This window comes from Aeromonas sp. S18(2024), from assembly GCF_041402525.1.
In the GTDB taxonomy this organism is placed as follows: Bacteria; Pseudomonadota; Gammaproteobacteria; order Enterobacterales; family Aeromonadaceae; genus Aeromonas; species Aeromonas enteropelogenes.
Genome location: NZ_JBGLQV010000012.1, coordinates 80,725 through 106,043 on the forward strand (window position 1 = coordinate 80,725; position 25,319 = coordinate 106,043).

Sequence of the window (25,319 nt, forward strand, 5' to 3'; positions counted from 1 at the left end):
CCATGAGCCCCCTCTTTTGTTTGAAGAAGAAGACGTGCGATGAAATCTGTTTCCCGTCCCGTGCTGCTCGCCTCCCTGCTGGCAGCCGTCCTTTCTCTCCCGGCCGTTGCCGACGTTACCGCCACACCCCAACCGGCCCCTGCCGGCGTGACCACCGCCTCGCTGGCCGAGCAGGCGCTCGTTCACTGGGTGTCACTGGCCCAGATTGCCGCCAGTCTGGATGGTCTGCCGCCGATGGCGGTGGGCTTTGACATCGATGACACCCTGCTCTTCTCGAGTCCCGGCTTCTATCGCGGCAAGCAGGAGTTCTCCCCGAAAGACGAGAGTTATCTCAAAAACCCCGCCTTCTGGGAGAAGATGAACAATGGCTGGGATGCGTTCAGTGTGCCAAAACAGGTGGGCAAGGCGCTGATCGCCATGCACCTCAAGCGGGGCGACAGCATCTACTTCGTCACCGGGCGCTCGGCTACCCGCACCGAGACGGTGACCCAAACCCTGCAGCAGACCATGGGGATCCCGGCCGATCGGCTCAATCCGGTGATCTTTGCCGGTGACCAGCCTGGGCAGAACACCAAGGTGCAGTGGCTCAAGGATAAAAAAATGAAGGTCTTCTACGGCGATGCCGACGGGGACATCAAGGCGGCGCAGGCGGCGGGTATTCGCGGCATCCGCCTGCTGCGGGCAGCCAACTCCACTTACCGGCCACTGCCGCTGGCGGGGGCGCTGGGGGAAGAGGTGATCATCAACTCCCAGTATTGATCGGTCAAAAGCTGATTCATGAAAGAAGGGCGGGGCCATCGGCACCCGCCCTTCTGTTTGCTCGTCGTACGGAGACGTGGTTCAGTCGGCCCAGGGCATCTCGGGCAGGCTGTCGAGAAACTCGCCGTAACGGGTCAGGTTGAAGGGGCCCTGTTCGGCTTCCATCGCCATCAGCTCGGCGCCGAGGGCGCAGGCGATGTATTGCAACGCCTCTTCTCGCGGGGTGCCCGTCATCACCAGCCGCATCAGGGTCGCCTTCACCTGGGGCGGCTGGCCGTCGGCGAGCTGGTTGTCCACCATCTCCAGCAGGGCGGCTTCGTCGAAAAATTCCTGAGAGTCGTCGTTCATGGGATATCCGCAACAGTGAATGTGGCGGCCAGTATAGCCCGAATGCTTGCTAACACCTTGAGTCATGGGCAAATAAAGAATCCGTTATAGCGCTGGCTTGTTACTCATAATTAGTAGGCGTTTGCCCCGCAAACAGGTTTGCACACATACCAGATGGATGGATAAGCCTATGCCTACGATAGATGCCCTGCTGGCACAGCCACACAACCTGCCCCAGATCCCCGAAGTGATGCGCGAACTGATCCAGACCTTCAACGAGAGGGAGCCGGATCTGAGCAAGATCAGCAAGCAGATTGCCAAGGATCCGGTCATTTCGGCCAAGTTGCTGCGCCTGGCCAACTCAGCAAAATTCGGCGGCAGTCGCCAGGTTGCCACTGTCAACGAAGCCACGGTCCGGCTTGGGTTGGCCATGGTGCGCAACATGGTACTGGCCTGCGGCCTGACCGAGTCGGTCAAGGCGGTGCCCGGCCTCGACCTCAGGCACTTCTGGGGTTGCGTCTTCAACGTGGCCGAATTGGCGCGCCGTCTGGCGGTGCGAAAAGGGATGAAAGGAGAGGAGGTTTTCACCTGCGCCCTGCTGCACGATCTCGGGCGCCTCATCATGCATGTGGGACTGCCGGAAAATACTGTGCTGCACATCAAGGATCTGGAACTGCACAAGGGGCGGGCCAAGGCTGAGGAGCTGGTGGTCGGTTTCAACTATGCCCAGGTGGGAGCGGCCATGGCCAAGTTGTGGAAGTTTCCCGACACCATCTGCAGCGCGGTGGAGTACCACTACAACCCCATGCTGGCCAAGGAGTTTTCTACCGAGGCAGGACTTATTCACCTGGCCATCGTGCTGGCGGCCCAGTCGGATGTGGGGGAGGCGGCGCCCCCAGAGTGGCCTGACAAGGTGGCCGACAAGCTGGGGTTGCCCTGGGCTGACTGCGCGGCCGAATTCACCGCACTGCGCGAGCAGGGCAATGGCTACGCCGGATTGCTGGCAGCCTGACGCTACGGGGTTGCAAAGGGGGCCGAAAACGGCCCCTTTTTCATGCCGACAGCCACGCGGGCTTGCCAGTACGGGATGAGGGGAGCACTCTTTGCTCTCTATCTCCTTGTTTTGAGAGCCGTTGTCATGATCTTCACACCCCGTCTGACCCTGCGTGAAATGAATCTCGCCGATGCCCCCTTTATCCTCGAGCTGCTCAACGATGCCGATTTTTACCGCTTCATCGGCGACCGGGGAGTTCGTACCCTGGAGCAGGCGCAGGAGTATATCCAGCAGGGGCCCGCAGTCAGCTATGCCCGTCACGGTCACGGCCTCTATCTGGTGGAACGCCAGGAAGATGGCGCCAGGCTCGGCATGTGCGGCCTGATCAGACGCGACAGCCTGCCCTGCGAGGATATCGGCTATGCCTTTTTGCCTGCTTATCGCGGGCAGGGCTATGCCATCGAAGCCGCACATGCCGCCTTGCAGGATGGTCGTGAGCGGCTCGGGATCGAGCGGGTCATCGCTATCGTCACCCCGGGCAACGAGCGTTCCATTGGTCTGCTGACCAAGCTGGGGCTGGTGCGCAGCCGTCTGGTGAAGCTCGCAGAAGATGCCGACGAGTGCCTGCTGCTGGAGGCGGCGGACGTCGAGCCGTGCCAGATCTGAGAGCGGTTCTCTGATCGGAGAGGCTGATTATTCGGTTGTAAGGGAGATGGCTGTCGCAAAGAGGCCGCCGTGAGTTGCGGCCTGTCTGCATCGGGCGCTGCCGTGTGGCAGGCAGGATCAGTGGAGGTCTTCGATGGAGAACTCGCCAGCGATGCCATCACAGGAGATGGCGAAACCGCCGCTGAAGCGGGTGCTGAACTGGATCAGAAACCCATCGTCATCGTGCTCTTGCACAGGCAGGTTGATGGGTTTGCTGCGACGCAGGGGCTTGTGTGTTTTTACTGCTTTCATCATGGTATTTCTCTATATAAATTAAATGTTTGCTCCTTGTGTTGGCAAATGACAGGTCAATGGGCGCGGTCAGCCCGGATGGCTGACAGGCGCGCAGGAATACCCAGCCCGTCTCACGGGCGTCTGCACTTTCAAGGAATATGCCAAGGAATATGCGGATGCATGGTTCACATGGGTGGGCAGATCGGGTCTGCGCCGTGAGAGCCGGGCAACGCAGGCGGACAGCCTGACGGTTCTCGAGGCGAGTAAATCAGAAGAAGGTTATGCGGGTACTGACAGGATTCATCGTGAGGTGAAGCATTGCAGGGTAAACATAAACAGGGCTGATTAACTAGCCGGCGCGCATTCTGGCCGTGAAATGAATAAAAAGCAAACAATTATTTTGTTGTGGCGTAAATAAGTGCCCGCACTTCCTCCTCATCGAATGACGAAAGGTGCTTGAATGGCCGCCACGACGCATTTCCCCTCCTGATCGCAAGGGCTTGTTTTTCATGCCTTGGCGCGGACTTTTCGGTAGAATCGTCGCTCATTTTGACGTCAGATAGAGATGAGGCGCGGTATGACGGTTCAGTTCCAGGCATTTCACAGCATCAAGGCGATCGACAATCGGGAGGTGCTGTTCAACTGGTCCAGAACCAATCCGCTCGGGGCACTGGAGCAGGTGTGGCGCCCGAAACATCGCGACGAGCTGCAGGCGCTGCTGCGCGAATTCCCGGAGCGCAAGCTGCGGCTCATCGGCTCCGGCCTCTCCTTCGAACCCATCCACAGTGTCTATGCCGAGGGCAATCAGGCGCTGCTGGTGGACCTGCACCACTTGCGCGGCCAGCTGGCACAGACCGCCGATACGGTGACCTATCAGGCGGGCACACCGCTCGATAGCGTCTACGCCGAACTGATTGCCATGGAGCGGATGCTGCCGGCCTCCCCCGGCGTCATCGGCATCCAGACCCTGGGCGGGGCGCTCAGCACCGGTACCCATGGTCAGGGGCTGCACCAGTCCGCCCTGTGCGACGCGGTGGAGGCGCTGACCGTGATGCTGGCCGATGGGGAGATCATCCGGGTGGATCGCACCGACCCGCGCTTCGGCGCCTTCGTGATGGGGATGGGGATGCTCGGCATCCTGCTCGACGTCACCCTGCGCACCGTGCCAAACCGCATCATGCGCTGCACCAAGTTCACCACCGACTACCCCTTCCTGCTGGAACACAACGAGCGCCTCAACCGCGAGCACGCCTTCGTGAAGAGCTGGTGGTTCGCCTGGACCGGGGAGAGCCACATCTGGCTGGTGGATCCCGCCAGCGACGAGGAGGTGGCCCGCTACCGCGCCGCCGGCAGCGAGCCGTTGCAACTGGAGGGGGACATCGACGGCCGCATGAACGCCACCATAGACGCGACCCTGCAGAAGATGGCGAAGGACACCAAGGACGAGGCGCTGGCGGGGGAGCACTTCGAGACGGTACGCCGCTTCAAGGACGCCTCGGATCTGGTGGGCAACGTCTACCAGATCCTCTGCAAGGGGATCCCGGCCCCCCAGATCAACTGCGAGGTGGCGGTGCCGCTGCATCGCATGCAGGAGGCGCTGGAGATATTGCAGGCGTGGCAGGAGGCCAATCCCGGCGTGCTGCACTACCCCTTTATCCTGCGCTGCACCGGCCCCTCCGAGGCCTGGCTCAGCGCCGCCTATGGCCAGTCGGTCTGCTGGATCGGTTTCCTTGTCTATCTGGCGGGGGACGGCACCTTCGTCAACGGTTCCATGGAGCAGATGCGCGAGTTGCAACAACTGCTGGTGCCCCTCGGTGGCATTCCGCATTTTGGCAAGCACCTGGCGATGGATCTCTACGACTTCCCGGCCTTGCTGCCGCGCTGGCACGACTTCCTGGCCCTCAAGGGCGAGCTCGACCCCCATGGCCGCTTCGAAAACCGCTGGCTTGCGGATCTGTTTGCCAACAAGTGAGGGTGGTTAGCCCTCTCATCACGCCAGGTTTTAAGGATTTGACATGACCGATATGCAAGATACCCGCATCCCTGTGACCCTGCTGACCGGCTTTCTCGGCAGCGGCAAGACCACGCTGCTCAACCATTGGGTGAAGCAGCCCGAGCTCGGCGAGAGTGCCGTGCTGATCAACGAATTCGGCTCGGTGGGGCTGGATCATCATCTGGTACAGCAGGTGGACGAACAGGTGGTACTGCTCGATTCCGGCTGTATCTGCTGCTCGGTGCAGGGCTCCCTGGTAGAAGCGCTGCAGGGGCTTTTTATGAAGGCCATCCAGCGCAAGATTAAACCCTTCAAGCGGCTCATCATCGAGACCACAGGGCTGGCGGACCCGGCCCCCGTGCTGTTTACCCTGCGGGAAGAGGGCTTTATCGCCCAGCGCTATCGCTTCGACGGTACCGTCACAGTCGTCGATGCAGGTCATATCGAGCAGCAGCTTATCCAACAGTATGAAGCGGTGAAGCAGGTGGCGCTGGCGGATCTGCTGGTGGTGAGCAAGGGCGACCTGGTGGATGAAGGGACTCTGGCACGGGTCGAAGCCCAACTGGCGGCCCTCAATCCGGCGGCCCCCATCGAGCGGGTGATCAACGGCGAGCTGTCACCGGTTGTGCTGGAAAAATTGGGCGCCTACAACGAGGCGGCCGGGCGCGACGTGCGCCAGCTGCTGGCCTGGCTGCGCACCGAGTCCCCCAAACAGGGGCTGGCCTCGCCGATGCAACCCAAGATGAAACCATTCGCCGCCAAGGTGGGGACGGCTGCGGCGACCCATTTCGAGCATGGCAACATAGAGAGTTTTTCCCTGCGTATCGGCGAGCCGCTCAAGCCCTCCCGCCTGCTGGCGGCCATCGACGCGGTGCAGGCGCAGTACGGCGATGCCCTGCTAAGGCTCAAGGGGATCTTGCAGCTGGAAGGGGAGAGCCAGCCGGTGGTGATCCACGGCGTGCACGGTCAGCTCTATCCGCTGCAGGCACTGGGGGACTGGCCGGAGGGCAAGGCCCAGTCGCGGCTGGTGTTCATCGTGAAGAGCCAAGACAAGGCGGGGATAGAGCGGTTGTTTCTGGACACCCTCAAGGCGCCCGAACCCAGTCTGGAAGAGCAGCTCAGAGCCATGCTCGGCCAGCCGGATGCCTGATAGTCTGATGTGACCCGCTTTTGTGCGGGTCTTTTTTTGTCTGAAGAGGAGGTGGCTGCTCATGCCCGATAGCACACACATGGTTACCCCGGCCCAGCGCAAGTGGCTGCCTCTGCTGACGGCGGTCGGTTTCTTCATGCAGACGCTGGATGGCACCATTCTCAACACTGCCCTGCCCAGCATGGCCGAGGCGCTGGGGGAGAGCCCGCTGCAGATGCAGTCCGTGGTCATCGCCTACATGCTGACGGTGGCGCTGCTCATCCCCGCCTCCGGCTGGCTGGCGGACAGGTTCGGCACCCGTCGCATCTATCTGGCGGCCATCTTGTTGTTTACCCTGGGATCTTTGGCTTGCGCCGCCGCCAATACCCTACCTGTGCTGGTGGCCGCCAGGGTGTTGCAGGGGATAGGCGGGGCCCTGCTGATGCCGGTGGGCAGGCTGGCGGTGCTGCGGGTCTACAGCAAGCACGAACTGCTGCGGGTGATGTCGTTCGTCACCATTCCGGGGCTGCTTGGCCCCTTGATGGGGCCGGCGCTCGGGGGCTGGCTGGTAGAGGTGGCGAGCTGGCACTGGGTGTTTCTCATCAACCTGCCGGTGGGGGTACTCGGTTTTATTGCCAGTTGGCACTTCATGCCCGATCTGCGCCAGGAGACGGCGAAATTCGACTGGCAGGGGTTCGTGATGTTCAGCATCGGCATGGTGCTGGTGTCGGTAGGTTTGCAGGGATTGGGGGAGCACAGCATCTCCACCGGCTGGGCGCTGTTTGCCCTCATCTTCGGGTTGGCGGCCATGGCGAGCTACTGGCTCTACGCGGCCAATGCGCAGGAACCGCTGTTCAGCTTGGCGCTGTTCAAGACCAACACCTTCGCCATCGGCATCTGGGGCAACCTGTTTGCTCGCCTCGGCAGCGGCGCCATGCCGTTTCTCACGCCACTGTTTTTGCAACTGGGACTGGGATTCTCGCCGAGCAAGGCGGGGATGACCATGATTCCCACCGTGCTGGGGGCCATGCTGACCAAGACGCTGGTGAACAAGCTCATTCCGCGCATCGGTTATCGCCGGATCCTGATCGGCAACACCCTGACGCTGGGAGCCATGATCGCCAGCTTCTACTTCATCGACAACCAGCTGCCTTACGAAGTGCTGCTGGGCTGGCTGGCCCTCTTTGGCGCGCTCAACTCCTTGCAGTTTTCCGCCATGAATACCCTGACCCTGCAGGATCTCGGCCCGACCTATGCCAGCAGCGGCAATGGTTTGCTGTCGGTGGTGATGCAGCTCTCCATGAGCTTGGGGGTCGCCATCGCCGCCAGCCTGCTTGGGCTTTTCTCCGCCGGGGCTGACGCCGCCGGCGGGCAGTGGCTGGCGGGGTTTCACCTCACCTATCTCTGCGTCGGCCTGCTCTCCATGCTGGCGGCGCTCATCTTTGCCCAGCTGGAGAGGGCTCAGACCCGGAATTGATCGATGGCGCTGGCCAGCTCGCTGGCCTGTTGCTCCACCTGCAGGGTAGCGGACAGGGACTCTTCGGCCTGGCCACGCACCTGGTTGGCGATATCGCGGATCATCACGGCGTTGCGGTTGATCTCGGCGGCGACCGAGCTCTGCTCCTCCACGGCGGTGGCGATCTGGGTATTCATGTCGAGCACTGCCTCCATCCGCTCCGTGATGAGATTGAGTTGCTCTCCGGCCAGCTGGGCCGCCGAGACGCTTTGCTCGCCATTGTCGCGACACTCACCAATCTGCGCCACCATGCTGGCGGTGCGTGACTGCAGGCTGCCTATGATGGTGGCGATCTCCGTGGTGCTCTGCTGGGTGCGCATCGCCAGGCTGCGAACCTCGTCGGCCACAACGGCGAAACCTCGCCCCTGATCCCCGGCCCGGGCCGCCTCAATGGCGGCGTTGAGGGCCAGCAGGTTGGTCTGTTCGGCGATGGCCCGGATCACGTCCAGCACGCTGCTGATGGTCTGGCTCTCCTGCGACAGGGCTTCGCCCTCATGGCCGGTTTCATCCAGCCGCTCCGAGAGCTGGCGTATGGTCTGGCCGGTCTGCTGCACGCTGTCACGGCCCTGTTCGGCGGCGCTGTGGGTGTCGCGAGCGCTGGCGGCAGCGGTTTCAGTGTTGTCTGCAATATTGGCGATGGTGGATTCCATCTCGGTGGCGGCGCTGGCCACCAGATCGCTCTCCTCAAGCTGTTTTGACAAGGCCTGCTGTGTCAGCTCTGCCTGTTGGCTCAGCAGCCGGGTCTGGGACTCCAGGTGCCCGACCGAGCCTTTAACCCGTTCGATAAGGGCGTGAAAGTGATCCAGCATGGTATCGAAGTCACGGCCCATGGCGGCCAGTTCGTCCTTGCCGGTCAATCTGGCACGCAGGGTGAGATCGTTGTTGCTGGTGACCCGACGCATCACGTCGGCCAGCTTGTCGAGGCCGCTCATGATGCTGCGACCGATGGCAAGGTTGAGCAGCAGGGCGGTGATGATGCCAACGGCACACAACATGATCATCATCCAGGTCTGGCGATCATGCTGGGCATTGACGTAGGTGGTCAGCTCCTTGAGCAGGGTGGCGCTTGCCGAGGCCATCTGCTGCTCTTTCTGGATCAGGCTTGCGCGCAGGCCATCCTTGCCGGTCAGACCCAGTTGCTGTTCAGCGCTAACCAGCTCCTTGAAGTACTGGCGGTAGCGCTGGAGCAGCTCGGCCTGTTCCGGATTGGCGGCCAGCGCCTCGGCCAGCGGCGTTGCGTTGGCTTCCAGCTGATCCAGGTAGCGTGCATCCCGGCGCAGCATGAAGTCCTTCTCGTTGCGGCGCAGCTGCAACAAGATGACTTCAAGGCGGGGATCGTCGCGCTCCTTGAGGGCCGACTCAAGCGCATGGGTGGCGGCCCTGAGTTTGCCGTAGAGGCCTGCCTCCGGCGTGAGGCCGATCCGTTCCTGCTCGCTCTGCAGTCGTTTGAATTCAGCCTGGTAGTCATCGAGTGCACCACCGAGCACGGTCAGGTGTGCGTCCATCTCCGCAGGCAGGTAGCCTTGGAGCTGCTGGATGGTCTCCCGGATCCGCTGGCTCTGGGCGGCGAACTCGGTGATCAGGGAGGGATCCTTGCGCAGCAGGTATAGCTTCTCGTCGAGCGCCAGCTGGGTGCGTTCGGAGTCAAGCTGCTGGGTCAGTCGCTGTGCCATGGCAAGCTGCTCGTTTCGCTCCGAGAAGTAGGATAGGCCTCCGACCAGCAGCAGCTGGATCAGGGTGATGAGGAAGGCGGACCAAAGTAACTTCTGTTTGACGCTCATTACTGCCTCACAGCAACAGGGGAAGTACTCGTCATTATCGTTCAGTCGAGCAAAAACTTTAATATTATGTTTATTGTCAATAAGTTGCCGCTTTGTCTACCACTCGACAACTTGTGAGGAGGCCAGACAATCTCGTTCGGGATCAGGCAGTTGTTTTGTTGGTGGCTAGCCGCCCACAAAGTGAGGAAGTACTTCCTCATGGCAGAGGGGAGACAGTCCTCATGGTGATGGTTGTCGTGAACGTGGCATAAGGCCGCATCCCGGAGCGGTGACACGGCTCTTGGGCCCATAGGAGTGGGACGGATTCAGGTCGTTGCCACGGGCAGATAGCTGACCTCACAGGGCAGCTGTGCCAGCACCCGGGGCAGGTGGGCGGTTTCCAGCAGAAAGGTTTGTTCCGGGTGACCCGGGGTCCAGGTAAAGGCGTGATGGGCGAGCAGCAGCGGATCTATCAGCAGCGGGATGTCGGCGCGCGGCAGAAAGGGGCAGACGGCTCCCGGCAGGCAGCCGATCTGCGCCTGCATCTCCTCGGCCGTGCAGATGGAGGGTTTGGCTCCCAGGGTGGCCTTGACGGCCTTGTTGTCGAGCCGCCCGTCCCTGTGGGTCAGCAACAGGGCGAAACGGCCATCCTTGAACTTGAGAAACAGGGTCTTGCTGAACTCCGCCTGCCAGCCAAGGCGTGCCTTGACCTGCTCGTCGGTGGCGTAATCGAGGATGGGCTCGTGTTGATAACGCTGATGGGGCAGATCGGCGAGCAGCTGGCAATTGAAGTGATGGATGGTATCGAGTGGCATCTACTCCTCCTTTTCATGGGAATTATCCTGCTAGCAGTACAGGGCAAGGGCCAATCATGCTTTCTAATCTGTCATAAGCGACAAGGACACCGAGGTGCCCTTGTCGATCAGCTGTGCTGCAATGCCGGTGCTTCCCAGTGAAAGGGAATGGGGCAGAGCCGCTGGGAGGCCTTGTCATAGGCGTGCCACAGTTCGTTCATGGTGCGGCCATCGAGCGGATGACGCAGGGCCGGTGCCAGCTCGGCCAGTGGCCACAACACGAAGGCGTTGGTGAGGATCTCGCCGCGGGGCAAGGTGATCGGTGTGTCACAAACCAGATCGCCATAGAGCAGCAGGTCGAGATCCAGGGTGCGGGGTGCGAACTTCTTGGCATCCGGTTCGCGGCCGTGGGCAAACTCCATGGCGCGCAGGCGCTGGCAGACGGTCGCCAGTGGAAGATCGGTCTGCGCCGCCACCACCAGGTTGTAGAAGGGGCGACCATTGAAGCCCACCGCCTCGCTCTCGAATACCCGTGACACCAGCAGCTCGCCAAACTCGCCGTACAGGGCATCAAGACCGGCGCGGATATGGCGCTCCCGCTCTATGTTCGAGCCCAGGCTGATATAGAGGGTGGTCATCAGTTGGCGCTCGCTACCGGTGTGCGATGGCGCAGGATCTCGACGCCGACGCCTTCGGCATTGGGTACGGCACCGGGCTTGGTGAGAGTCACTTTGACCCACAGTACCCGCTCATCGGCAAGCACCAGGGTGGCGACCTGCTCAGCCATAGTTTCGACCAGTTCGACTACCTTGCCGCTGACATGTTCACAGATCCGGTTGGAGAGGTCGGCATAATCCAGTGCCAGCTTGATATCGTCGGTTGCGGCGGCGGGGCGGTTGTCGAACCCCATCTCAAGGTCAAACCGGAGTTTCTGGCGAATGCCCTTCTCCCACTCATATACACCTATGGTGGTCAAAACCTCGAGTCCGCGAATAAACACCTTGTCCATGACTGTACTTCTTCTTTACTCTTGATGGGCTGTGATGACAGCGCAGGGATGCTGGCCGGGCGACATGCTTGCCGAGGCTGTCTGGTTGGGCAAAGGGTCCAAGCCAGCGTATGTGGCCCGCATCATACCCCATTCATATCGTGGTAAAAACGACCAAGATGACGGCCCTGACGATTTTGATGATTATTCTGGCCTACCTGGGTGGTTCACTATCCAGTGCTGTGCTGGTCTCCCGCTTCACCGGTCTGCCTGACCCGCGGGATCACGGATCCCACAATCCGGGGGCGACCAATGTGCTGCGCCTCGGTGGCCGGATGGCGGCTCTGGTGGTCTTGTTGCTCGATGTGATCAAGGGAATGGCCCCCGTCTATCTCGCCTGGTTTTTGCAAATCAAACCCGTCTATCTCGGCTTTATCGGCGTGGCGGCCTGCCTGGGCCACATGTATCCCCTCTTCTTCCATTTCCGGGGAGGCAAGGGGGTAGCGACGGCGCTGGGCACCATGCTGCCCATCGGTTATGGCATGGGAGGCGCCGTGATAGGTACCTGGCTGCTGGTACTGCTGGTGAGTGGCTACTCCTCTTTGGCTTCCATCATTACCGTACTGTTGACGCCGCTCTTTACCTACCTGCTCAAACCCGAATATACCTTGCCGGTTTCGCTGCTCTCCTGCCTCATCTTGATCCGCCATCACGAGAACATTGCCCGTTTGCTCAAGGGGGAAGAACCCAGGGTGTGGGGGCGCAAGCGCAGGGCCAGTGAGGGGGAAGTGGAGGAAATGGGGCGCGTTGAGCAAAAAAGAGACGAACGAGACAAAAAGTGAAATTTCCCGTTGACCACCAGCCCTAAAATCCGTTTAATAGCGCCCACGCCCAGATAGCTCAGTCGGTAGAGCAGGGGATTGAAAATCCCCGTGTCGGCGGTTCGATTCCGTCTCTGGGCACCAAATTTTGGTGTCATGAAATAAAAATTTGTTCATGCGCAATGGTTTGAAGTGTGCCGGCTTAGCTCAGTAGGTAGAGCAACTGACTTGTAATCAGTAGGTCACCAGTTCGATTCCGGTAGCCGGCACCATTTGCCCAGATAGCTCAGTCGGTAGAGCAGGGGATTGAAAATCCCCGTGTCGGCGGTTCGATTCCGTCTCTGGGCACCACTTACAATTCCTCCTTAGTTCAGTCGGTAGAACGGCGGACTGTTAATCCGTATGTCACTGGTTCAAGTCCAGTAGGAGGAGCCAACACAAAAGCCCAGCTGAAAAGCTGGGCTTTTTTTTATCCGTTTCGTCATGGTGACGAGCGGCTCGCCTGTTGCTGTCGTCGGCCGTCACCATCTGTCGCCGGGCGTTGACTGTTTGTTGCGTCAAGCCATCTCATCCGCAAACAGGGTTCCACCTTGATCCATTATGGGGATCCGGGGCCTGGATGGCCGGAGAATATCGCTTCCTCATTATTAATCTGCAGATGACTGGCTATAGTAAATAATAAAGTTAATTACTTTATAATCGACATTTACAATGCGGTTTATCTGTTCTATATTTATTTGAATGGTTGTTTTGTTATGCAGTTGAAGTTCATTTTATAGCTGATAGAACAATTAAATGCAGTCTATTTGATGAGATATATGGGGAATGTTATGCATAATGAACGTTATCTTGATACAGCCGAACTGGATAAATTAAATTCCGGCGGTGATATAACCATGCCAGTATCATTTATTCTTGATATATCTCGTTCCAAATCACTGCAAGATGTATTGAATGTAGTGGCAAACTGGATTCACCATTTATTTAAAGCAGAACGAGTCAGTATTACAATTAAAGAAAATGAACATTTCCTGAAGCTTTATTCCATTTCCGGTAATCGGGCCATTCCTCTTGATTTTCTTATGCCTATTAAAGATACATTTGTCGGTGGTGTATTTTCATCGGGTCGTTTGGCCATCTGTGATGATTTGAGCATGTCTGACAAACTGGACTGCCAGATGTTGTATCACAAGGGGATGGGCTGTTGCATGGATGCCCCCATGCTGCAAGGTGACAACTGTATCGGCACCCTGAATGTGGCGCATCAGGATAAATTTTTTTACTCAACGAGAGACGCTGTCATTTTGCAGTGTCTGGCCCATTGGCTTGCCCTCAATATCCAGCTCTATCTGCAAGTCGATGAAATGAAAGTGCTGGCTTCTACCGATTATCTTACTGGCATATACAACCGCAGGGCATTCATGGCGGAAGGGCAGAGCCGGGTCGCCCATTCGTTATTGACGGGGGTTCCCTGTACCGTGGCGATTCTTGATATCGACAATTTCAAGGAGTTGAATGATCGTTATGGGCATGAGGCGGGAGATCTCGTGCTCAGGCAGTTGGCCGCTGCCGTTTGCACCGTCGTCCGGGAGCATGATGTATTTGCCCGCATTGGCGGGGAAGAGTTTGCATTGATTATTGCCGGGGGCTCCCATGATGACAGCGATGATATTTTTGAAAAAATAAGGGCTTTGATTGAAGAGTTGCTTATCGAATATGGCGAATACACCATTCAAGTCACGACCAGCATAGGGGCGTCAGTCTCCACCCCTGCGGATGTCGAGATCGGACATCTTCTGCGAAGAGCGGACATGGCGCTCTATCAAGCCAAGAGTGCCGGCAAGAACAGGGTAATCTTCGAGTTGTAACTGACTTCTGTACTGGCCTGCGAAGGCGGACGGATCGCTGGGGCAGCCCCTGTCGCCCGCAATGCTGCGGGCATCGATCTTCCACGAAAATTTACCTAGCATGGAAACTTTGGCGAGCCAAACATGCCGCCGCTACTTTACTGTCGAGAGAATCCACAAGATGAAAATGCGTCCCCTGTTGTTGCTGAGTGTCCTGCTGCTGGGCGGGTGTAGCGTCAATCCCTATCGTTGGCCCGGCAGTGAGCCCCAGACGCCTGCCCCGAGCGAGCCAGTCACCCAGCCTCCCGTGACTCAACCCGAAGTGAAACCGCCGGTACAAAAACCGGTGGCACCGACCGCGCTGGCTGTGGCCATGGCGGATGCCTTCGTCCAGGCCCCCGAGGTGCGGGAGCTGGCCAATGGCAACCCTGTGCTGCTGCTCACGCCACCCCAGAATGGAACGGGGGAATCTCTCGACACGCGCCCCATGGCGGCGGCCATGATCAAGCGGATCCAGTCCAAAAGCGAGTTTCGCTTCGTCGACCCGGGCCAGGTCGCAGCCATCACCAGCCAGCTCGAATATCAGCAAGGAGGAGTCAATCCTGCCTCTTTGGTCCGCTTGGGGCGCCAGACCGGGGCGGGTTACATGCTCTACGGGGATCTGGTGCAACAGGGGGGACGCTATCGGCTTGCCATGAGCCTGATGGATCTGCGCAGTGGTGAACTGCTCTGGAATGCGAGCCGCTTCGCCAGCCGATAGTTTGGACTTTGTCGGGGTCACCACGGCACCAGGCCAGAGGTGACCCTTGCGGGCCGGTGGGGGGATGGCCCCCCTTCAGTAGATACCGGTTGTCGCGTTCCTTTACCCTTTACCCTTTCCCCTGCGCATACGCTATGGCCAGCGAGGCCGATAGTGATTGCTCGCTTGCCATCATCAACAATTCCTCACACCAGCGCCGCCATGGCAGTCGGTAGCACGCCACCTTGTCTCAGAGCATCGGGAAGTAGCAGGCGGAGATATCGACGGGCTGATCCGGGCAACCCGGTTGATAAAACTGCCAGCCGGCGTCCGAGAAGGCGCGCAGCTCGCTCTCGACAAATGTCAGCGCCAGGCTCATGGCCTGCAGGGCATCAATACCATGGATAAAGGTCTTGTCACGCAGGCCGGCGAGCTTCACCTTGCAGCGATAGTCACCGTTGGCGGATCTGGTGTCAGGTCTGGGCCTGTGGATGGCGATCTTCAGGCGAAGTTGCTCACCCTCTGGGTTGACGACATCGAACCTGGCGGTGACTAGGGTCTTCTTCATCCGGATATTCCTTTTCCGTTGGTGGGTTCAAGCTTGAGGAGCCCTGGTCGGGGACCAGAAGGAGCTCTGGGGTATCAGCCTAATGGAACCTGGAGACTCAAACAATCTGCTGTCAGCTCATGGCAGATGCCAAAATGAATCAGTGCCCCTCATGCTGGTGTTGCTGAATACCGACAAAGAGCGCGGTTGATTACCTGGTTGAACATTATTTGCGCATCAAGATTCATCACTGATTGAATTTGATGTTCGCTCCGGGTCCGGCACGGTACGATATTTTGACAGTCAGCCAGCCTTTCGCTGCCTGAGGCTCGCAGGAGGAGACGGAATGGAGCTTTCGGTCAAGCAACTCTATGAAGTAGTGGCCCAACTGCCGGATCCTCTCTTTATCCTGAGCGAAGATGGCTACTACATCGAATATCTGGGCGGGATGGAGGAGCAGTCCTATCAGGACGGCAACCCCCTGACGGGAAAGAGACTGTTCGACGTACTGCCTGCGGTGATGGCGCAATGGGTGATGGAACAGGTGATGCTGGCGCTGGATAGTGGCCAGATCCAGGTGGTGGAGTATGATCTTGCGGCCACTGAGGTGGCGGGGATCGATGCAGCCGTCGGGCCGCAAGGGATGCAGCGATTCGAGGGCAAGATTGCCCCCTTGCCCTCTCTGTATGAGGGGAAGCGAGCGGTCGTCTGGGTAACCCGCAATATTACCTGCCAGCACGAGCTGCAACAGCGACTGAAATTGCAAAGCGAAACCGATCAGCTCACCGGTCTCTACAACCGGCGATTCTTCTTCGATCACTGGGCCCGGTTGCAGCAGGGGGAGGGTCATGGCCTCATCATGCTGGACATCGACCACTTCAAGCAGGTCAACGATCGTTTCGGCCATCAGGAAGGGGATCGGACGTTGCAACGCTTCTGCGAGTGTGTGGCGACCCAGTTGCGCAGCGAGGATCTCTTTGTTCGTAGCGGCGGCGAGGAGTTTCTGGTGCTGCTGCCGCGACTGGACGAACTGACGTTATTGCGCATTGCGGAGCGGATCCGTGCGGCTGTGGCAGCCTTGGCCGCCGACCCTGTTACGCTGACCGTCAGTCTGGGTACGACGCTGGTGCGACCGGGTGAGGATATCAATCTGGCATTGGCGCGCGCCGACGAGTGGCTCTATCGTGCCAAGCGGGCAGGGCGCAACCGGGTGGCTCACTGCCCATCGCGCTGATGGCCGGCCATCAGCGATTAATAATATCGTCCACCTTCGCTATTATTTCATTGAGGTGGAATTAAGCTCATTTTATTTATTGAAGGTTTTTTACGCCATCATGTTAATATTAATAGGTCGGCTAGTTCTCATTAATCTTGTTGAGAAAAAAGCCGTGGCTTTACCATTATGTTATCAGGGCGCTGTCGCACAGCCCTGACAAGACTGGAATGATACATTTTATTGTTTTTTTTGAAACATCTCGGTTTAAACGGTCATGAATTATTAACCTTGACCTTGATGATGATTTCAATGATGGTAAAACGGCATTTTCGTATTGCCCCGGCGTGCATTATTGAATGTCGGTGGATTTATTATGGTACGAAGTATTCGATATTTTATTGAATATCGCTTGCCAGTTATTTCTGGCCAATAAAAATAATGATGACAGAACAATAAGGTATGTATCGCAATGAGTCTTGCTATTGCAGAAAAGAGTAATACTGTTTCAAAGTTGAAATGGGAGAAAAGTGATTCGGTATGGACCATGGGGCTATATGCCACAGCTGTGGGGGCCGGCACTTTATTTCTCCCGATTACCGTAGGCAGTAACTCCCCGGTTATCTTGCTGTTTATTTTATTACTGGCGTTTCCACTTTCTTATTATTCTCACCGTGCGCTGAGCCGGTTTGTGCTCTCCAGTTCCCATCGGGAGGGAGACATCACCCATGTGGTGGTGGAGCACTTTGGCGCCAGAGCCGGCCAGTTGCTGATGCTGGTCTACCTGATGGCCTTTTACCCCATCATTCTGGTCTACAGCATCTCCATCACCAATGCGATCCAGAGCTTCCTGGTGAACCAGCTGGGGAGTGCAGCTCTCCCTCGTGGCTGGCTGGTACTCGGGGTCATGCTGGGTCTGCACCTGATCCTGCTGGCGGGCAAGCATATAGTGGTATCGGCCATCAGCGTGCTGGCCCTGCCCATGGTGGCGTTTCTGCTTGGCCTCTCCTTCTATCTGCTGCCCCAGTGGAGCCTCTCCTATTTTACCGAGAGCCAGGCGGTGGATTGGCATGATCCCGCCTTCTGGAAATCCCTCTGGCTTATCGTGCCTGTGATGGTGTTCTCTTTCAGCCATGCTCCCATCATCTCCTCATTCAGCGCCGCCCAGAAGAAGCGGGATCATCAGCATGCGGACCAGCTCAGCAGACGCATCATCAAGTGCAGCAGCCTGCTGATCTGCGGCAGCGTGATGTTTTTTGTCGTGAGCTGCGTGATGAGCCTGAGCCAGGCCGAGATGGCGCTGGCCCGTACCGACAATATTTCCGTGCTGTCGGCGCTGGCGAACAAGTTCTCCAACCCGTTGATTGCCTATGTGGGACCGCTTATCGCCATCCTGGCCATGTCGAAATCCTTCCTCGGCACCTCCATGGGGGTGAGCGAGGGAACGGTGAGCATGGTGAGTGGCGCCTGTCAGGGGCTCGGGCTCTCCCTCAAGGAGTCGACCATTACCCGGGTCTCCTCCCTGATCCTGTTCGTCGTGACCGGGGTCATCACTTACCTCAATCCCAACGTGCTCGACATCATAGAGCGCATCAGCGGGCCGCTCATCGCCGTGATCCTGTTTCTGCTGCCTGCCTGTTCCATCTATCGCTTGCCCGCGCTCAAGCGCTATCGCGGGGCGAGCACCCTGTTTGTGCTGGTGATGGGGCTGCTTGCCATCTCGGCCCTTATCTACGATCTGTTCTGACGAACCGGATCCGGCACAAAGCAAAAAGGGCGGCCCATGGCCGCCCTTTTCATATTTCTGGCTGTCAGCCAAACAGGGTCGAGATGTTCTGTCCCGCCATCAGCAGACCGATGGCCAGGGCGCTGAACCAGACCAGGGTCGCCGTGACCAGCAAATAACCGCCAGCGACGAACAGGCCATCGCGCTGCAGCATGCCGGTGCTTAGCAGTAAAATGGCCCAGGCCGGCATGGCGTTGGTGAAGGGGATGGCACCCAGAGGCAGCATCAGCAGCAGGGCCGCCAGCATGATCAGCAGGCCATTGCAGCGGTTGATGGTGGTGCTGCCCGTCAGCAACAGCAGGCGCGGGCGGATGAAGCGATCGATGCGGGCCAGCAGATCCGCCCCCTTGTGCAGGGTCGGCTTGAGCTGATCCGCAGCGAAGCGACGTTCCATCAGAAAAGCAGGCAACCAGGGCACCCGGTTGAGAGTGATGCCGATGCCGATAAACAGGATCAGCAGACCAAACGGAGTGCTGACGCCCGGAATGGAGACCGGCAGCAGAAAGGGCACGGTGAGCAGCACGCAAAACAGCAGCATGCCCTGTTCTCCCACCAGGGTCAGCATCTGGCGCAGGCTGATGTGGCTCTCGTCGATGGCGTGTGCCGTGGATCGCAGGGTATCCGAGAGCGTGCTTTGTGGATCTTTGAGTTGCGCGGCAACCATGCCTGATGTCCTTCTGATGAGTGCTGAGGGTCACCATGACCCGGTTGCGCGTCAGAATACGGGGGCAAGGTTAATAGCGGATGAATAGGGGGAGCAGATAGCGAAGCGCCGCCCCGATCGGGCGGCGGGGCGAGCGGATCACTTGATGCCGAATGTGATGCGGCTGAGGGGCTCGTTGACGTCGAACAGCTTGTATTGCACGTCGCTGGCGCCCATGGCAAGCACTCGCTGTTCGTGCATCTGCACGTATTGCCGTGCGCTCGCCTCATCCTCGAACAGATAGATGCCGCCTGCTTCGCCGGTGCGCGGGTTCTCCGTCCATATCTTGGAGATAAAACCGGGCTCGCGGGTGATGGACTCGGCCAGCGGTACGGCGGCCTCGGTCAGTGCCGGCCCCATCTGCTCGGCGGGAAAGGTGAAATGGATTTGCAGCAAACTGGGCATGACGGCTTCTCCTCTTGAATGATTCGACTCGTCGCATCATAGGAAGCCGGCATTTTGGCTGCAAGAAGGCACATTTTCGTGGCATAGTTACCCTGAAGTAACCATTAGCGAGGTACGCCTTGAACCAGCCCCTCTGTCCTGCCTACGAGGTGTTGCGACTGCTGAACGGGAAATGGAAACCGGCCATCCTGTTTCATCTGCAAAGCCAGACCCTGCGTTTTGGCGATCTGCGTCGCCGTTTGCCCGCCGTCAGCCAGAAGGTGCTCACCGCCCAGCTCAAGGAGCTGGAGAGTGACGGTATCATCAGCCGGACCCTCTACCCCAGCGTGCCTCCCCGCGTGGAGTATGCCCTGACACAATTGGGTACGGCTCTGCTGCCCCTGTTGCAACAGATGCATGACTTTGCTCTTGCCAACGCCGGGTTGCTGGCACAGAAGCAGGATGCGACTTAGGTCGCTTGGTGCCAGCCATGTCTCTAATGTCTCTTATCCGCAGATGATCAGGGGAGGGATGCCCTTCGCCAGGGGATGAGCCTGACCCTATGCCCGGTGTCAGTGAGCTCTTGCTGCACTCTTTCCTTGCGCCAGTATCCGAATGCCTGCGCTCATATCCAGCCAGATCTGTCCTGTTCGTGGGTCACGCCCGTTTTCCTGTCATATCGCAGCCAGATTATTCCTGGTGATGACGGATCTTCCCGATATTGGCTCGCCAGCGGCCAAGAGGCGTCCCTGGTTTGGCTGCGCCGTTCTGGTGCGCCCGCCATGACCTGCCCTGTCACGGGGCGGTCGAGGGCTGGATGGCGCATCTCGTGCGCCAACTTGGTGCGCAAAGTGCTTGGTTATAAGTTAATCACTTGATTTTATTGAATTTTAATTTTTGGCTCACTTTATGCTTTTTATCTGTCAGGTGGTGTCTGCGGCCATCGGTGACAGCAGTCATGATGGCGCTCCTGTGCAGACTCCTCCCCGTGCCGGGCACGGGCGTGATTTTGGCAAGCCGTGAACAGTGCTGCGGCCGCCACGGATTCAATCAAGGAAACGGAGCCGGTCATGAACCGGCACGACAGGGAAGGAGAGTGCTCTATGGTCAAAAAATGGATGATGGCGGGTTTGCCAATACTGTCTGCCTTGCTGGTTACCCCAAGTTGGGCCGAAGAGGTCGCTCAGGTGCAGGCTGCGGCCACTGTCACTATCAACAAGGGGGACAATACCTGGATGCTGCTGTCGGCAGCGCTGGTGATCCTGATGTCGATCCCCGGTCTGGCGCTCTTCTACGGCGGCCTGGTTCGCGCCAAGAACATGCTGAGCGTGTTGATGCAGGTATTCACTCTGTTTGCCCTCATCTGCGTGCTGTGGGTGATATACGGTTATTCGCTGGCCTTCACCGAAGGAGGCAGTTTCTACGGCTCCTTCAGCAAGGTGCTGCTCGCGGGGGTCACACCTGATTCCATCGCCGCCACCTTCAGCAAGGGGGTCGGCATCAGCGAATTCATCTACGTGGTGTTCCAGGGGGCATTTGCCGCCATCACCTGCGGCCTGATCGTGGGAGCCTTCGCCGAGCGCATAAAGTTCTCCGCCGTGCTGCTGTTCTCGGTGATCTGGTTCACCTTCGCCTATATCCCGCTGGCCCACATGGTGTGGTACTGGGCGGGCCCCGATGCCTACACGGACGCCGCCGCGGCTGATGCCGCCAACGCCACCGCGGGTTATCTGTTCCAGCATGGGGCCCTCGACTTTGCCGGCGGCACAGTGGTGCACATCAACGCCGCGGTGGCCGGTCTGGTTGGCGCCTATCTGGTGGGTAAACGCCTGGGTTACGGTCGCGATCCCATGACTCCCCACAGCCTCACCATGACCATGATCGGGGCCTCCCTGCTCTGGTTTGGCTGGTTCGGTTTCAACGCGGGGTCGGCTCTGGAGGCCAATGGCACGGCCGCGCTGGCCTTCGTGAACACCTGGGTGGCCCCGGCGGGTGCAGCCCTCTCCTGGACTCTGGCCGAGTGGGTGATGAAGGGACGTCCTTCCTTGCTGGGCGCCGCTTCCGGTGCCGTCTCCGGTCTGGTGGTGATCACTCCGGCGGCCGGTTTCGTCGGGGTCGGTGGCGGTCTGGTGATGGGCCTCATAAGCGGCGTAGCCGGCCTGTGGGGGGTGCACGGTCTCAAGCGCTGGCTGGGTGCTGACGACAGCCTGGACGTATTCGGGGTGCACGGGGTGTGCGGCATCCTGGGTGCCCTGCTGACCGGTGTCTTTGCCAGCCCGGATCTGGGCGGTACCGGGGTGTGGGACTATGTCTCCAACCAGGTGGCAGACGGTTACTCCATCCTGGTCCAGGTGAAGGTTCAGGCCATCGGGGTAGGGGTCACCATCCTCTGGTCCGGCGCCGTGGCTGCGGTGGCCTACAAGGTGATCGACATGGTGATTGGATTGCGGGTGAAGGACGATGCCGAGCGGGAGGGTCTGGATGTCACCACCCACGGCGAGAAGGCCTACAGCATGTGATCCTGGTTATGCCAGAGCACAAAAAAACCGCCGGGAGACCGGCGGTTTTTCATTGTTATCGAGAGAGGGCGAGCTGCTTAGTTGACCACGGCGACGTTGATGGTGCCGTTGCCCTGGGTCATGCGAACCCGGGCGCCCGGGACGAAGGTCGGGCTGGCTTTCTGGACCACCACGATGGATTCCCCGGTCTCTTTCTTGATCTCGAGCTCGACGCCATCAACCTGGTTGAACTTGTCTCCGGCGGCCTTGCCTGCGGCTGCACCGGCGATGGCGCCCCCGGCTGCAGCCAGGTCACGGCCAGTACCGCCGCCAATGGTGCTGCCCAGCAGGCCGCCGACCACGGCGCCACCTATGGTGCCGAGCAGGGCGTTTTCTTCGGCCTGGATCTTGACCGGGCGGGTCGAGATGATGGTGCCGTAGCTGACGGTTTGTACCTGTTTGGCGCGATCCTTGGTGTAGACGTCGCCGGAGTAGACATCGCTATTGGCGCAGCCAGTGATGGTGGTGGCGGCAAGCATGGCAATGATGGTCATACGTTTAAACATGGTGGTTCTCCTGCACTGCACGCAATTTGAACAATCTGGTTGGTGAGTCGCACTTTACTCCAACCCGGTTGCACATGAAATTGGCAAAATGTAACCAATTATGTGTCCTGAGGGTGGCTTTGTCCTTGAATCCAGCCTGTACCAGAGAGTTTTTTCGCCAGCACCAGGCGATCTTCTCCCGGGCCGAAGTAGCCTGCGACTTCCTCCATCAGCTGGTAGCCGAGGCGGTAGTAGAGACGCTGGGCCGGGTTGACGGGATCGACGGTGAGGCGTAGCTCGTCGACGTTCAGGGCGCGCTGGTTCACCTCCATCTGGCGCATCATCCGCTCGGCCAGACCGAATCCGCGTGCCTCTGGCAGCACCGCCAGCGACAGCACCCAGCCTTGCGCGCGATCTTGGCCAAATCCCCCCAGCACATAGCCCACCAGATGCCCTTCATGCTCAGCCACCAGCAACAGTTGTGGCCACAGATCCATGGCCTGGCGGAAGAAAAAAGCCGGATAGAGATCCTCGCCAAAGACCTTGGCATCGATCTGCCAGATCCCGTGCATGTCGGCATGGGTGGCGGTGCGCAAAACGGGCGGGGTGTGGTGCATCAGGACTCCATGTTTACAGCAGTTCGCCGTTGAGCGGGAGGTCAACGGCAACAAAGGAGCCATAGGGTACTGGCCATCCCTTGCCCGATGCAAGGGGGCATTCAGGGCGGCAGCGGGCGACTGTGGGGCAGTTTGGGCGCCTTGCGCAAGCGGTCGAGCAGGTGGCGCAGGGTTAGCCAGGGGTGATGCCACAACATGCGCGGGCCGCTCCATTTCATGACCTGGAGGATCTGCTTGCGCATCACGGAGGCGTAACAGTGGATGCTGCAGTTGGCACAGGTTGGTTTGTGATCGTGGCCATAGCGACAGCGATTGAGCCTTTGGTAGGCAAAATCCCTGAGCTGGTGGCAGCGTTGGCAATGGGGATCCTGGTGATGATGCTGGCAGTAGAGGCGGATCATGGCGCTGACCGTCTTTTGCTCGCGCATCAGTCTGGGGTGGTCACTCGTCTCGCTGTGAGTAGCAGCGTGTGAGCCCCCGGCTGGGCTGGCATGATGACTTTTCATGGGCGCCATTTTCCTGACCCGCCCGCCGAGGGTGTTGATACAGGTCAAAAGGGGGGGCAAAAAAACAGGGCCCGTGGGCCCTGTGTCATCAGATGAGGCTGGTTGCCTGCTCAAGCCAGGCGAGATCGTCCCCGTCGAGCAGCGGGCTCAGGCGGCGGAACACCTCGGCATGGTATTCGTTGATCCAGCGGAACTCGTCCGGACTCAACAGGTTGCGATCGATGAGACGGATATCGAACGGCACATAGGTCAGGCGCTCGAAGCCCAGCATCGGCAGCTCGCCGACCTGCTCCTGCTCGGTCACCACCACCAGATTCTCACAGCGGATGCCAAAGGCATCTTCCCGGTAGTAACCCGGTTCGTTGGAGAGCACCATGCCCGGTTGCAGGGGGACCATGCTCCCTTTCGGAGAGATACGCTGCGGACCTTCGTGCACGCTGAGGAAGTGGCCGACCCCGTGACCGGTACCATGGTCATAGTTGTAGCCGGCCTGCCACAGCGGCATGCGGGCCAGCACATCGAGCTGGATGCCGGCGGTGCCGCGCGGGAAGCGGGCCTGATCCAGGGCGATGTGGCCCTGCAGCACCCGGGTGAACATGGCTTTCTGTTCGTCGGTCACCTCGCCCACCTTGATGGTGCGGGTGATATCGGTGGTGCCGTCCAGATACTGACCGCCGGAGTCCACCAGATAGAGGCTGTCCTGACCGAAGGGGCGCGGCGTGCCGTTGCCATGGTGGTAGTGGCACATGGCGGCGTTGGGGCCCAGCGCCGAGATGGTATCGAAGCTCGGCTCGATATAGTGTTCCTGCTCGCGGCGGAAGGCTTCCAGCTGGTCGGCCAGGGTGCCTTCGTCCATGCCCTCGAAGGAGCCAGCGGCGATCTGCCGATCCAGCCAGGCGAGGAAGCGGGTCACGGCCACGCCGTCGCGCAGGTGGGCGGCGCGCATGCCCGCCAGCTCCACCTCGTTCTTGCAGGCTTTCGGCAGCATGGTGGGGTCCTGGCCGGCGACCAGGATGGCGCCCGCCTCTTCCATCACCAGCTGGGTCCAGGCGTTGGCGCTGTCCGGGTCTGCCAGCACCTTCTGCTGATCCTCACCGATGCGTACCAGCACATCACCCAGCTTGTCGATGGGGTAGACGGAGACGTCCTGACCCACGTGCTGGCTGAAGGCGAAGCAGTCGATCTTGTCGGTATCGACGAAGAAATCCACTGTGGTGTTGGCGTACAGCACCGCAAAGCCCAGTACCACCGGCAGGCGCTCGATGTCGCGGCCACGCAGGTTGAGCAGCCAGTTGATGGGCTCGGCCTGGGTCAGCAGCACCGCATCCAGACCGCGCTTGCGCAGATCCGCCGCCAGCAGCTCACGCTTGGACTGGCTGGACTGGCCAGCCAGCTCCTCGCTGTAGAGAATGACCGGGCTCTTGGTCGGCGTGGGGCGATCGGTCCAGTGCAGATCGATGGGGTTTTGCTCGACGCGCACCAGCTCGATGCCGCGCTCGGCCAGCAGCGCCTTGGCTTGCTTGTACCAGGTCAGGCTGTGCAGACGGGCGTCGAAACCGACCCGGGCGCCGGACGGCAGCTGTTCGGCCAACCACTGCACGTGGGGGTTGTCATTCAGGTGAAGAAACTCGAACAGCTCGGCAGGGGTCTGCATGCGGGCCTGCACCGTATAGCGGCCATCGACAAACAGGGCGGCGCGCTGAGCCATGATGATGGCGACGCCGGCGGAACCGTTGAAACCCGTGATCCAGTCCAGTCGCTCGGCGTAGGCGGGGATGTACTCACCCAGGTGCTCATCATCGTGGGGGATGATAAAGGCGTCCAGCTCCTGCATGGCCAGCTCGGCCCTGACTTGGGCGACGCGGGTTTCAATCAACTCGAAATTATTCATATCGTTATGCCAGATGGTTGCTA

The 25,319-nt window shown here is 59.4% G+C and carries 26 protein-coding genes and 4 tRNA genes; 17 read left to right on the top strand and 13 right to left on the bottom strand.

The window, feature by feature from the left end:
* Positions 1-39: 39 nt before the first annotated feature.
* The gene (gene aphA / locus ACB034_RS17685; protein WP_371173367.1) at positions 40-759 is read left to right on the top strand and encodes an acid phosphatase AphA; all 720 of its coding nucleotides are present in this window, start codon (positions 40-42) and stop codon (positions 757-759) included.
* An 81-nt stretch (positions 760-840) separates the two neighbouring features.
* On the opposite strand, the gene ACB034_RS17690 is transcribed toward aphA, so the two are convergent.
* Entirely contained in the window at positions 841-1,107 is a 267-nt protein-coding gene (locus ACB034_RS17690) for a hypothetical protein (RefSeq protein ID WP_061476904.1), read from the bottom strand.
* Positions 1,108-1,276: 169 nt separating this feature from the next.
* On the opposite strand from ACB034_RS17690, the gene ACB034_RS17695 reads away from it, so the two are divergent.
* A complete protein-coding gene (locus tag ACB034_RS17695) occupies positions 1,277-2,098 on the top strand; it encodes an HDOD domain-containing protein (RefSeq protein WP_042070309.1) in 822 nt (273 codons plus the stop codon).
* Positions 2,099-2,224: 126 nt separating this feature from the next.
* On the top strand, positions 2,225-2,746 hold the full coding sequence (locus ACB034_RS17700; RefSeq protein WP_342013801.1) for a GNAT family N-acetyltransferase: 522 nt from the start codon (positions 2,225-2,227) through the stop codon (positions 2,744-2,746).
* A 117-nt stretch (positions 2,747-2,863) separates the two neighbouring features.
* On the opposite strand, the gene ACB034_RS17705 is transcribed toward ACB034_RS17700, so the two are convergent.
* Complete coding sequence (locus ACB034_RS17705) at positions 2,864-3,040, bottom strand: hypothetical protein (protein WP_124239471.1); 177 nt, start codon at positions 3,038-3,040, stop codon at positions 2,864-2,866.
* Between the two features lie 556 nt (positions 3,041-3,596).
* On the opposite strand from ACB034_RS17705, the gene ACB034_RS17710 reads away from it, so the two are divergent.
* The 3 genes from ACB034_RS17710 (at position 3,597) to mdtD (ending at position 7,618) form a co-directional block, all read left to right on the top strand.
* A complete protein-coding gene (locus ACB034_RS17710; RefSeq protein WP_371173368.1) occupies positions 3,597-4,991 on the top strand; it encodes a D-arabinono-1,4-lactone oxidase in 1,395 nt (464 codons plus the stop codon).
* A 43-nt stretch (positions 4,992-5,034) separates the two neighbouring features.
* Complete coding sequence (locus ACB034_RS17715; protein WP_371173369.1) at positions 5,035-6,162, top strand: GTP-binding protein; 1,128 nt, start codon at positions 5,035-5,037, stop codon at positions 6,160-6,162.
* A 61-nt stretch (positions 6,163-6,223) separates the two neighbouring features.
* Entirely contained in the window at positions 6,224-7,618 is a 1,395-nt protein-coding gene (gene mdtD / locus ACB034_RS17720; RefSeq protein WP_371173370.1) for a multidrug transporter subunit MdtD, read from the top strand.
* Here the strand turns inward: mdtD and ACB034_RS17725 are convergent.
* From ACB034_RS17725 to folB, 4 genes are all read right to left on the bottom strand, one after another.
* Positions 7,603-9,438, bottom strand: coding sequence for a methyl-accepting chemotaxis protein (locus tag ACB034_RS17725; RefSeq protein ID WP_201942584.1), 1,836 nt, complete (start codon positions 9,436-9,438; stop codon positions 7,603-7,605). The two genes, mdtD and ACB034_RS17725, sit on opposite strands and share 16 nt — an antisense overlap.
* A gap of 305 nt (positions 9,439-9,743) precedes the next feature.
* Positions 9,744-10,232 carry a YbaK/EbsC family protein gene (locus tag ACB034_RS17730; RefSeq protein WP_201982874.1) on the bottom strand — a complete coding sequence of 163 codons (489 nt, stop codon included), beginning with the start codon at positions 10,230-10,232 and terminating at the stop codon, positions 9,744-9,746.
* 107 nt (positions 10,233-10,339) lie between these two features.
* Entirely contained in the window at positions 10,340-10,849 is a 510-nt protein-coding gene (gene folK / locus ACB034_RS17735) for a 2-amino-4-hydroxy-6-hydroxymethyldihydropteridine diphosphokinase (RefSeq protein WP_371173371.1), read from the bottom strand.
* Positions 10,849-11,220, bottom strand: coding sequence for a dihydroneopterin aldolase (folB, locus tag ACB034_RS17740; RefSeq protein ID WP_371144878.1), 372 nt, complete (start codon positions 11,218-11,220; stop codon positions 10,849-10,851). The genes folK and folB overlap by 1 nt, the downstream gene beginning before the upstream one ends.
* 158 nt (positions 11,221-11,378) lie before the next feature.
* On the opposite strand from folB, the gene plsY reads away from it, so the two are divergent.
* The 7 genes from plsY (at position 11,379) to ACB034_RS17775 (ending at position 14,627) form a co-directional block, all read left to right on the top strand.
* Positions 11,379-12,041 (top strand): glycerol-3-phosphate 1-O-acyltransferase PlsY, encoded by a 663-nt coding sequence (gene plsY / locus ACB034_RS17745; RefSeq protein ID WP_026455833.1) that lies wholly within the window; start codon positions 11,379-11,381, stop codon positions 12,039-12,041.
* Positions 12,042-12,088: 47 nt separating this feature from the next.
* Positions 12,089-12,164 (top strand) — tRNA-Phe (locus tag ACB034_RS17750).
* Between the two features lie 52 nt (positions 12,165-12,216).
* A tRNA-Thr gene (locus ACB034_RS17755) sits at positions 12,217-12,292 on the top strand.
* Between the two features lie 3 nt (positions 12,293-12,295).
* Positions 12,296-12,371, top strand: a tRNA-Phe gene (locus ACB034_RS17760).
* Between the two features lie 8 nt (positions 12,372-12,379).
* A tRNA-Asn gene (locus ACB034_RS17765) sits at positions 12,380-12,455 on the top strand.
* A 395-nt stretch (positions 12,456-12,850) separates the two neighbouring features.
* Entirely contained in the window at positions 12,851-13,888 is a 1,038-nt protein-coding gene (locus ACB034_RS17770; protein WP_026455834.1) for a sensor domain-containing diguanylate cyclase, read from the top strand.
* 160 nt (positions 13,889-14,048) lie between these two features.
* Complete coding sequence (locus tag ACB034_RS17775) at positions 14,049-14,627, top strand: hypothetical protein (protein WP_042029055.1); 579 nt, start codon at positions 14,049-14,051, stop codon at positions 14,625-14,627.
* A 229-nt stretch (positions 14,628-14,856) separates the two neighbouring features.
* On the opposite strand, the gene ACB034_RS17780 is transcribed toward ACB034_RS17775, so the two are convergent.
* Entirely contained in the window at positions 14,857-15,174 is a 318-nt protein-coding gene (locus ACB034_RS17780) for a hypothetical protein (protein ID WP_216993173.1), read from the bottom strand.
* A 325-nt stretch (positions 15,175-15,499) separates the two neighbouring features.
* Here ACB034_RS17780 and ACB034_RS17785 point away from each other — a divergent pair, with 325 nt between their 5' ends.
* On the top strand, positions 15,500-16,387 hold the full coding sequence (locus ACB034_RS17785; RefSeq protein ID WP_371173372.1) for a diguanylate cyclase: 888 nt from the start codon (positions 15,500-15,502) through the stop codon (positions 16,385-16,387).
* Positions 16,388-17,057: 670 nt separating this feature from the next.
* A complete protein-coding gene (locus ACB034_RS17790) occupies positions 17,058-18,113 on the top strand; it encodes an HAAAP family serine/threonine permease (protein WP_342013796.1) in 1,056 nt (351 codons plus the stop codon).
* Between the two features lie 64 nt (positions 18,114-18,177).
* On the opposite strand, the gene ACB034_RS17795 is transcribed toward ACB034_RS17790, so the two are convergent.
* Both ACB034_RS17795 and ACB034_RS17800 read right to left on the bottom strand, forming a co-directional pair.
* Positions 18,178-18,816, bottom strand: coding sequence for an exopolysaccharide biosynthesis protein (locus ACB034_RS17795; RefSeq protein WP_026455838.1), 639 nt, complete (start codon positions 18,814-18,816; stop codon positions 18,178-18,180).
* A 138-nt stretch (positions 18,817-18,954) separates the two neighbouring features.
* Positions 18,955-19,260, bottom strand: a complete 306-nt coding sequence (locus ACB034_RS17800; protein WP_026455839.1) for a monooxygenase — start codon at positions 19,258-19,260, stop codon at positions 18,955-18,957.
* Positions 19,261-19,379: 119 nt separating this feature from the next.
* On the opposite strand from ACB034_RS17800, the gene ACB034_RS17805 reads away from it, so the two are divergent.
* Positions 19,380-19,712, top strand: coding sequence for a winged helix-turn-helix transcriptional regulator (locus ACB034_RS17805; RefSeq protein ID WP_371173373.1), 333 nt, complete (start codon positions 19,380-19,382; stop codon positions 19,710-19,712).
* Between the two features lie 630 nt (positions 19,713-20,342).
* Positions 20,343-21,758, top strand: a complete 1,416-nt coding sequence (gene amt, locus ACB034_RS17810; protein WP_371173374.1) for an ammonium transporter — start codon at positions 20,343-20,345, stop codon at positions 21,756-21,758.
* 77 nt (positions 21,759-21,835) lie between these two features.
* Here amt and ACB034_RS17815 read toward each other — a convergent pair whose 3' ends face one another.
* The 4 genes from ACB034_RS17815 to ACB034_RS17830 form a co-directional block, all read right to left on the bottom strand.
* Entirely contained in the window at positions 21,836-22,303 is a 468-nt protein-coding gene (locus tag ACB034_RS17815) for a glycine zipper 2TM domain-containing protein (RefSeq protein WP_026455841.1), read from the bottom strand.
* A 98-nt stretch (positions 22,304-22,401) separates the two neighbouring features.
* Positions 22,402-22,899 carry a GNAT family N-acetyltransferase gene (locus tag ACB034_RS17820; RefSeq protein WP_225633485.1) on the bottom strand — a complete coding sequence of 166 codons (498 nt, stop codon included), beginning with the start codon at positions 22,897-22,899 and terminating at the stop codon, positions 22,402-22,404.
* Between the two features lie 101 nt (positions 22,900-23,000).
* Positions 23,001-23,405: a nitrous oxide-stimulated promoter family protein gene (locus tag ACB034_RS17825; protein WP_042070333.1), complete on the bottom strand. Its 405-nt coding sequence runs from the start codon at positions 23,403-23,405 to the stop codon at positions 23,001-23,003.
* A gap of 88 nt (positions 23,406-23,493) precedes the next feature.
* A complete protein-coding gene (locus tag ACB034_RS17830; protein ID WP_371173375.1) occupies positions 23,494-25,296 on the bottom strand; it encodes an aminopeptidase P family protein in 1,803 nt (600 codons plus the stop codon).
* Positions 25,297-25,319 lie beyond the last annotated feature (23 nt).

Coding starts and splice junctions, on each gene's coding strand:
- ACB034_RS17730 (WP_201982874.1), bottom strand. CDS start 10,232: ATGCCACTCGATACCATCCATCACTTCAATTGCCAGCTGCTCGCCGAT.
- ACB034_RS17830 (WP_371173375.1), bottom strand. CDS start 25,296: ATGAATAATTTCGAGTTGATTGAAACCCGCGTCGCCCAAGTCAGGGCC.
- ACB034_RS17780 (WP_216993173.1), bottom strand. CDS start 15,174: ATGAAGAAGACCCTAGTCACCGCCAGGTTCGATGTCGTCAACCCAGAG.
- ACB034_RS17725 (WP_201942584.1), bottom strand. CDS start 9,438: ATGAGCGTCAAACAGAAGTTACTTTGGTCCGCCTTCCTCATCACCCTG.
- ACB034_RS17815 (WP_026455841.1), bottom strand. CDS start 22,303: ATGTTTAAACGTATGACCATCATTGCCATGCTTGCCGCCACCACCATC.
- ACB034_RS17710 (WP_371173368.1), top strand. CDS start 3,597: ATGACGGTTCAGTTCCAGGCATTTCACAGCATCAAGGCGATCGACAAT.
- amt (WP_371173374.1), top strand. CDS start 20,343: ATGGTCAAAAAATGGATGATGGCGGGTTTGCCAATACTGTCTGCCTTG.
- ACB034_RS17820 (WP_225633485.1), bottom strand. CDS start 22,899: ATGCACCACACCCCGCCCGTTTTGCGCACCGCCACCCATGCCGACATG.
- folK (WP_371173371.1), bottom strand. CDS start 10,849: ATGACCACCCTCTATATCAGCCTGGGCTCGAACATAGAGCGGGAGCGC.
- mdtD (WP_371173370.1), top strand. CDS start 6,224: ATGCCCGATAGCACACACATGGTTACCCCGGCCCAGCGCAAGTGGCTG.
- aphA (WP_371173367.1), top strand. CDS start 40: ATGAAATCTGTTTCCCGTCCCGTGCTGCTCGCCTCCCTGCTGGCAGCC.
- ACB034_RS17795 (WP_026455838.1), bottom strand. CDS start 18,816: ATGGTTGCCGCGCAACTCAAAGATCCACAAAGCACGCTCTCGGATACC.
- plsY (WP_026455833.1), top strand. CDS start 11,379: ATGACGGCCCTGACGATTTTGATGATTATTCTGGCCTACCTGGGTGGT.
- ACB034_RS17770 (WP_026455834.1), top strand. CDS start 12,851: ATGCATAATGAACGTTATCTTGATACAGCCGAACTGGATAAATTAAAT.
- ACB034_RS17800 (WP_026455839.1), bottom strand. CDS start 19,260: ATGCCCAGTTTGCTGCAAATCCATTTCACCTTTCCCGCCGAGCAGATG.
- ACB034_RS17775 (WP_042029055.1), top strand. CDS start 14,049: ATGAAAATGCGTCCCCTGTTGTTGCTGAGTGTCCTGCTGCTGGGCGGG.
- ACB034_RS17690 (WP_061476904.1), bottom strand. CDS start 1,107: ATGAACGACGACTCTCAGGAATTTTTCGACGAAGCCGCCCTGCTGGAG.
- ACB034_RS17785 (WP_371173372.1), top strand. CDS start 15,500: ATGGAGCTTTCGGTCAAGCAACTCTATGAAGTAGTGGCCCAACTGCCG.
- ACB034_RS17825 (WP_042070333.1), bottom strand. CDS start 23,405: ATGAAAAGTCATCATGCCAGCCCAGCCGGGGGCTCACACGCTGCTACT.
- ACB034_RS17695 (WP_042070309.1), top strand. CDS start 1,277: ATGCCTACGATAGATGCCCTGCTGGCACAGCCACACAACCTGCCCCAG.
- folB (WP_371144878.1), bottom strand. CDS start 11,220: ATGGACAAGGTGTTTATTCGCGGACTCGAGGTTTTGACCACCATAGGT.
- ACB034_RS17700 (WP_342013801.1), top strand. CDS start 2,225: ATGATCTTCACACCCCGTCTGACCCTGCGTGAAATGAATCTCGCCGAT.
- ACB034_RS17715 (WP_371173369.1), top strand. CDS start 5,035: ATGACCGATATGCAAGATACCCGCATCCCTGTGACCCTGCTGACCGGC.
- ACB034_RS17705 (WP_124239471.1), bottom strand. CDS start 3,040: ATGATGAAAGCAGTAAAAACACACAAGCCCCTGCGTCGCAGCAAACCC.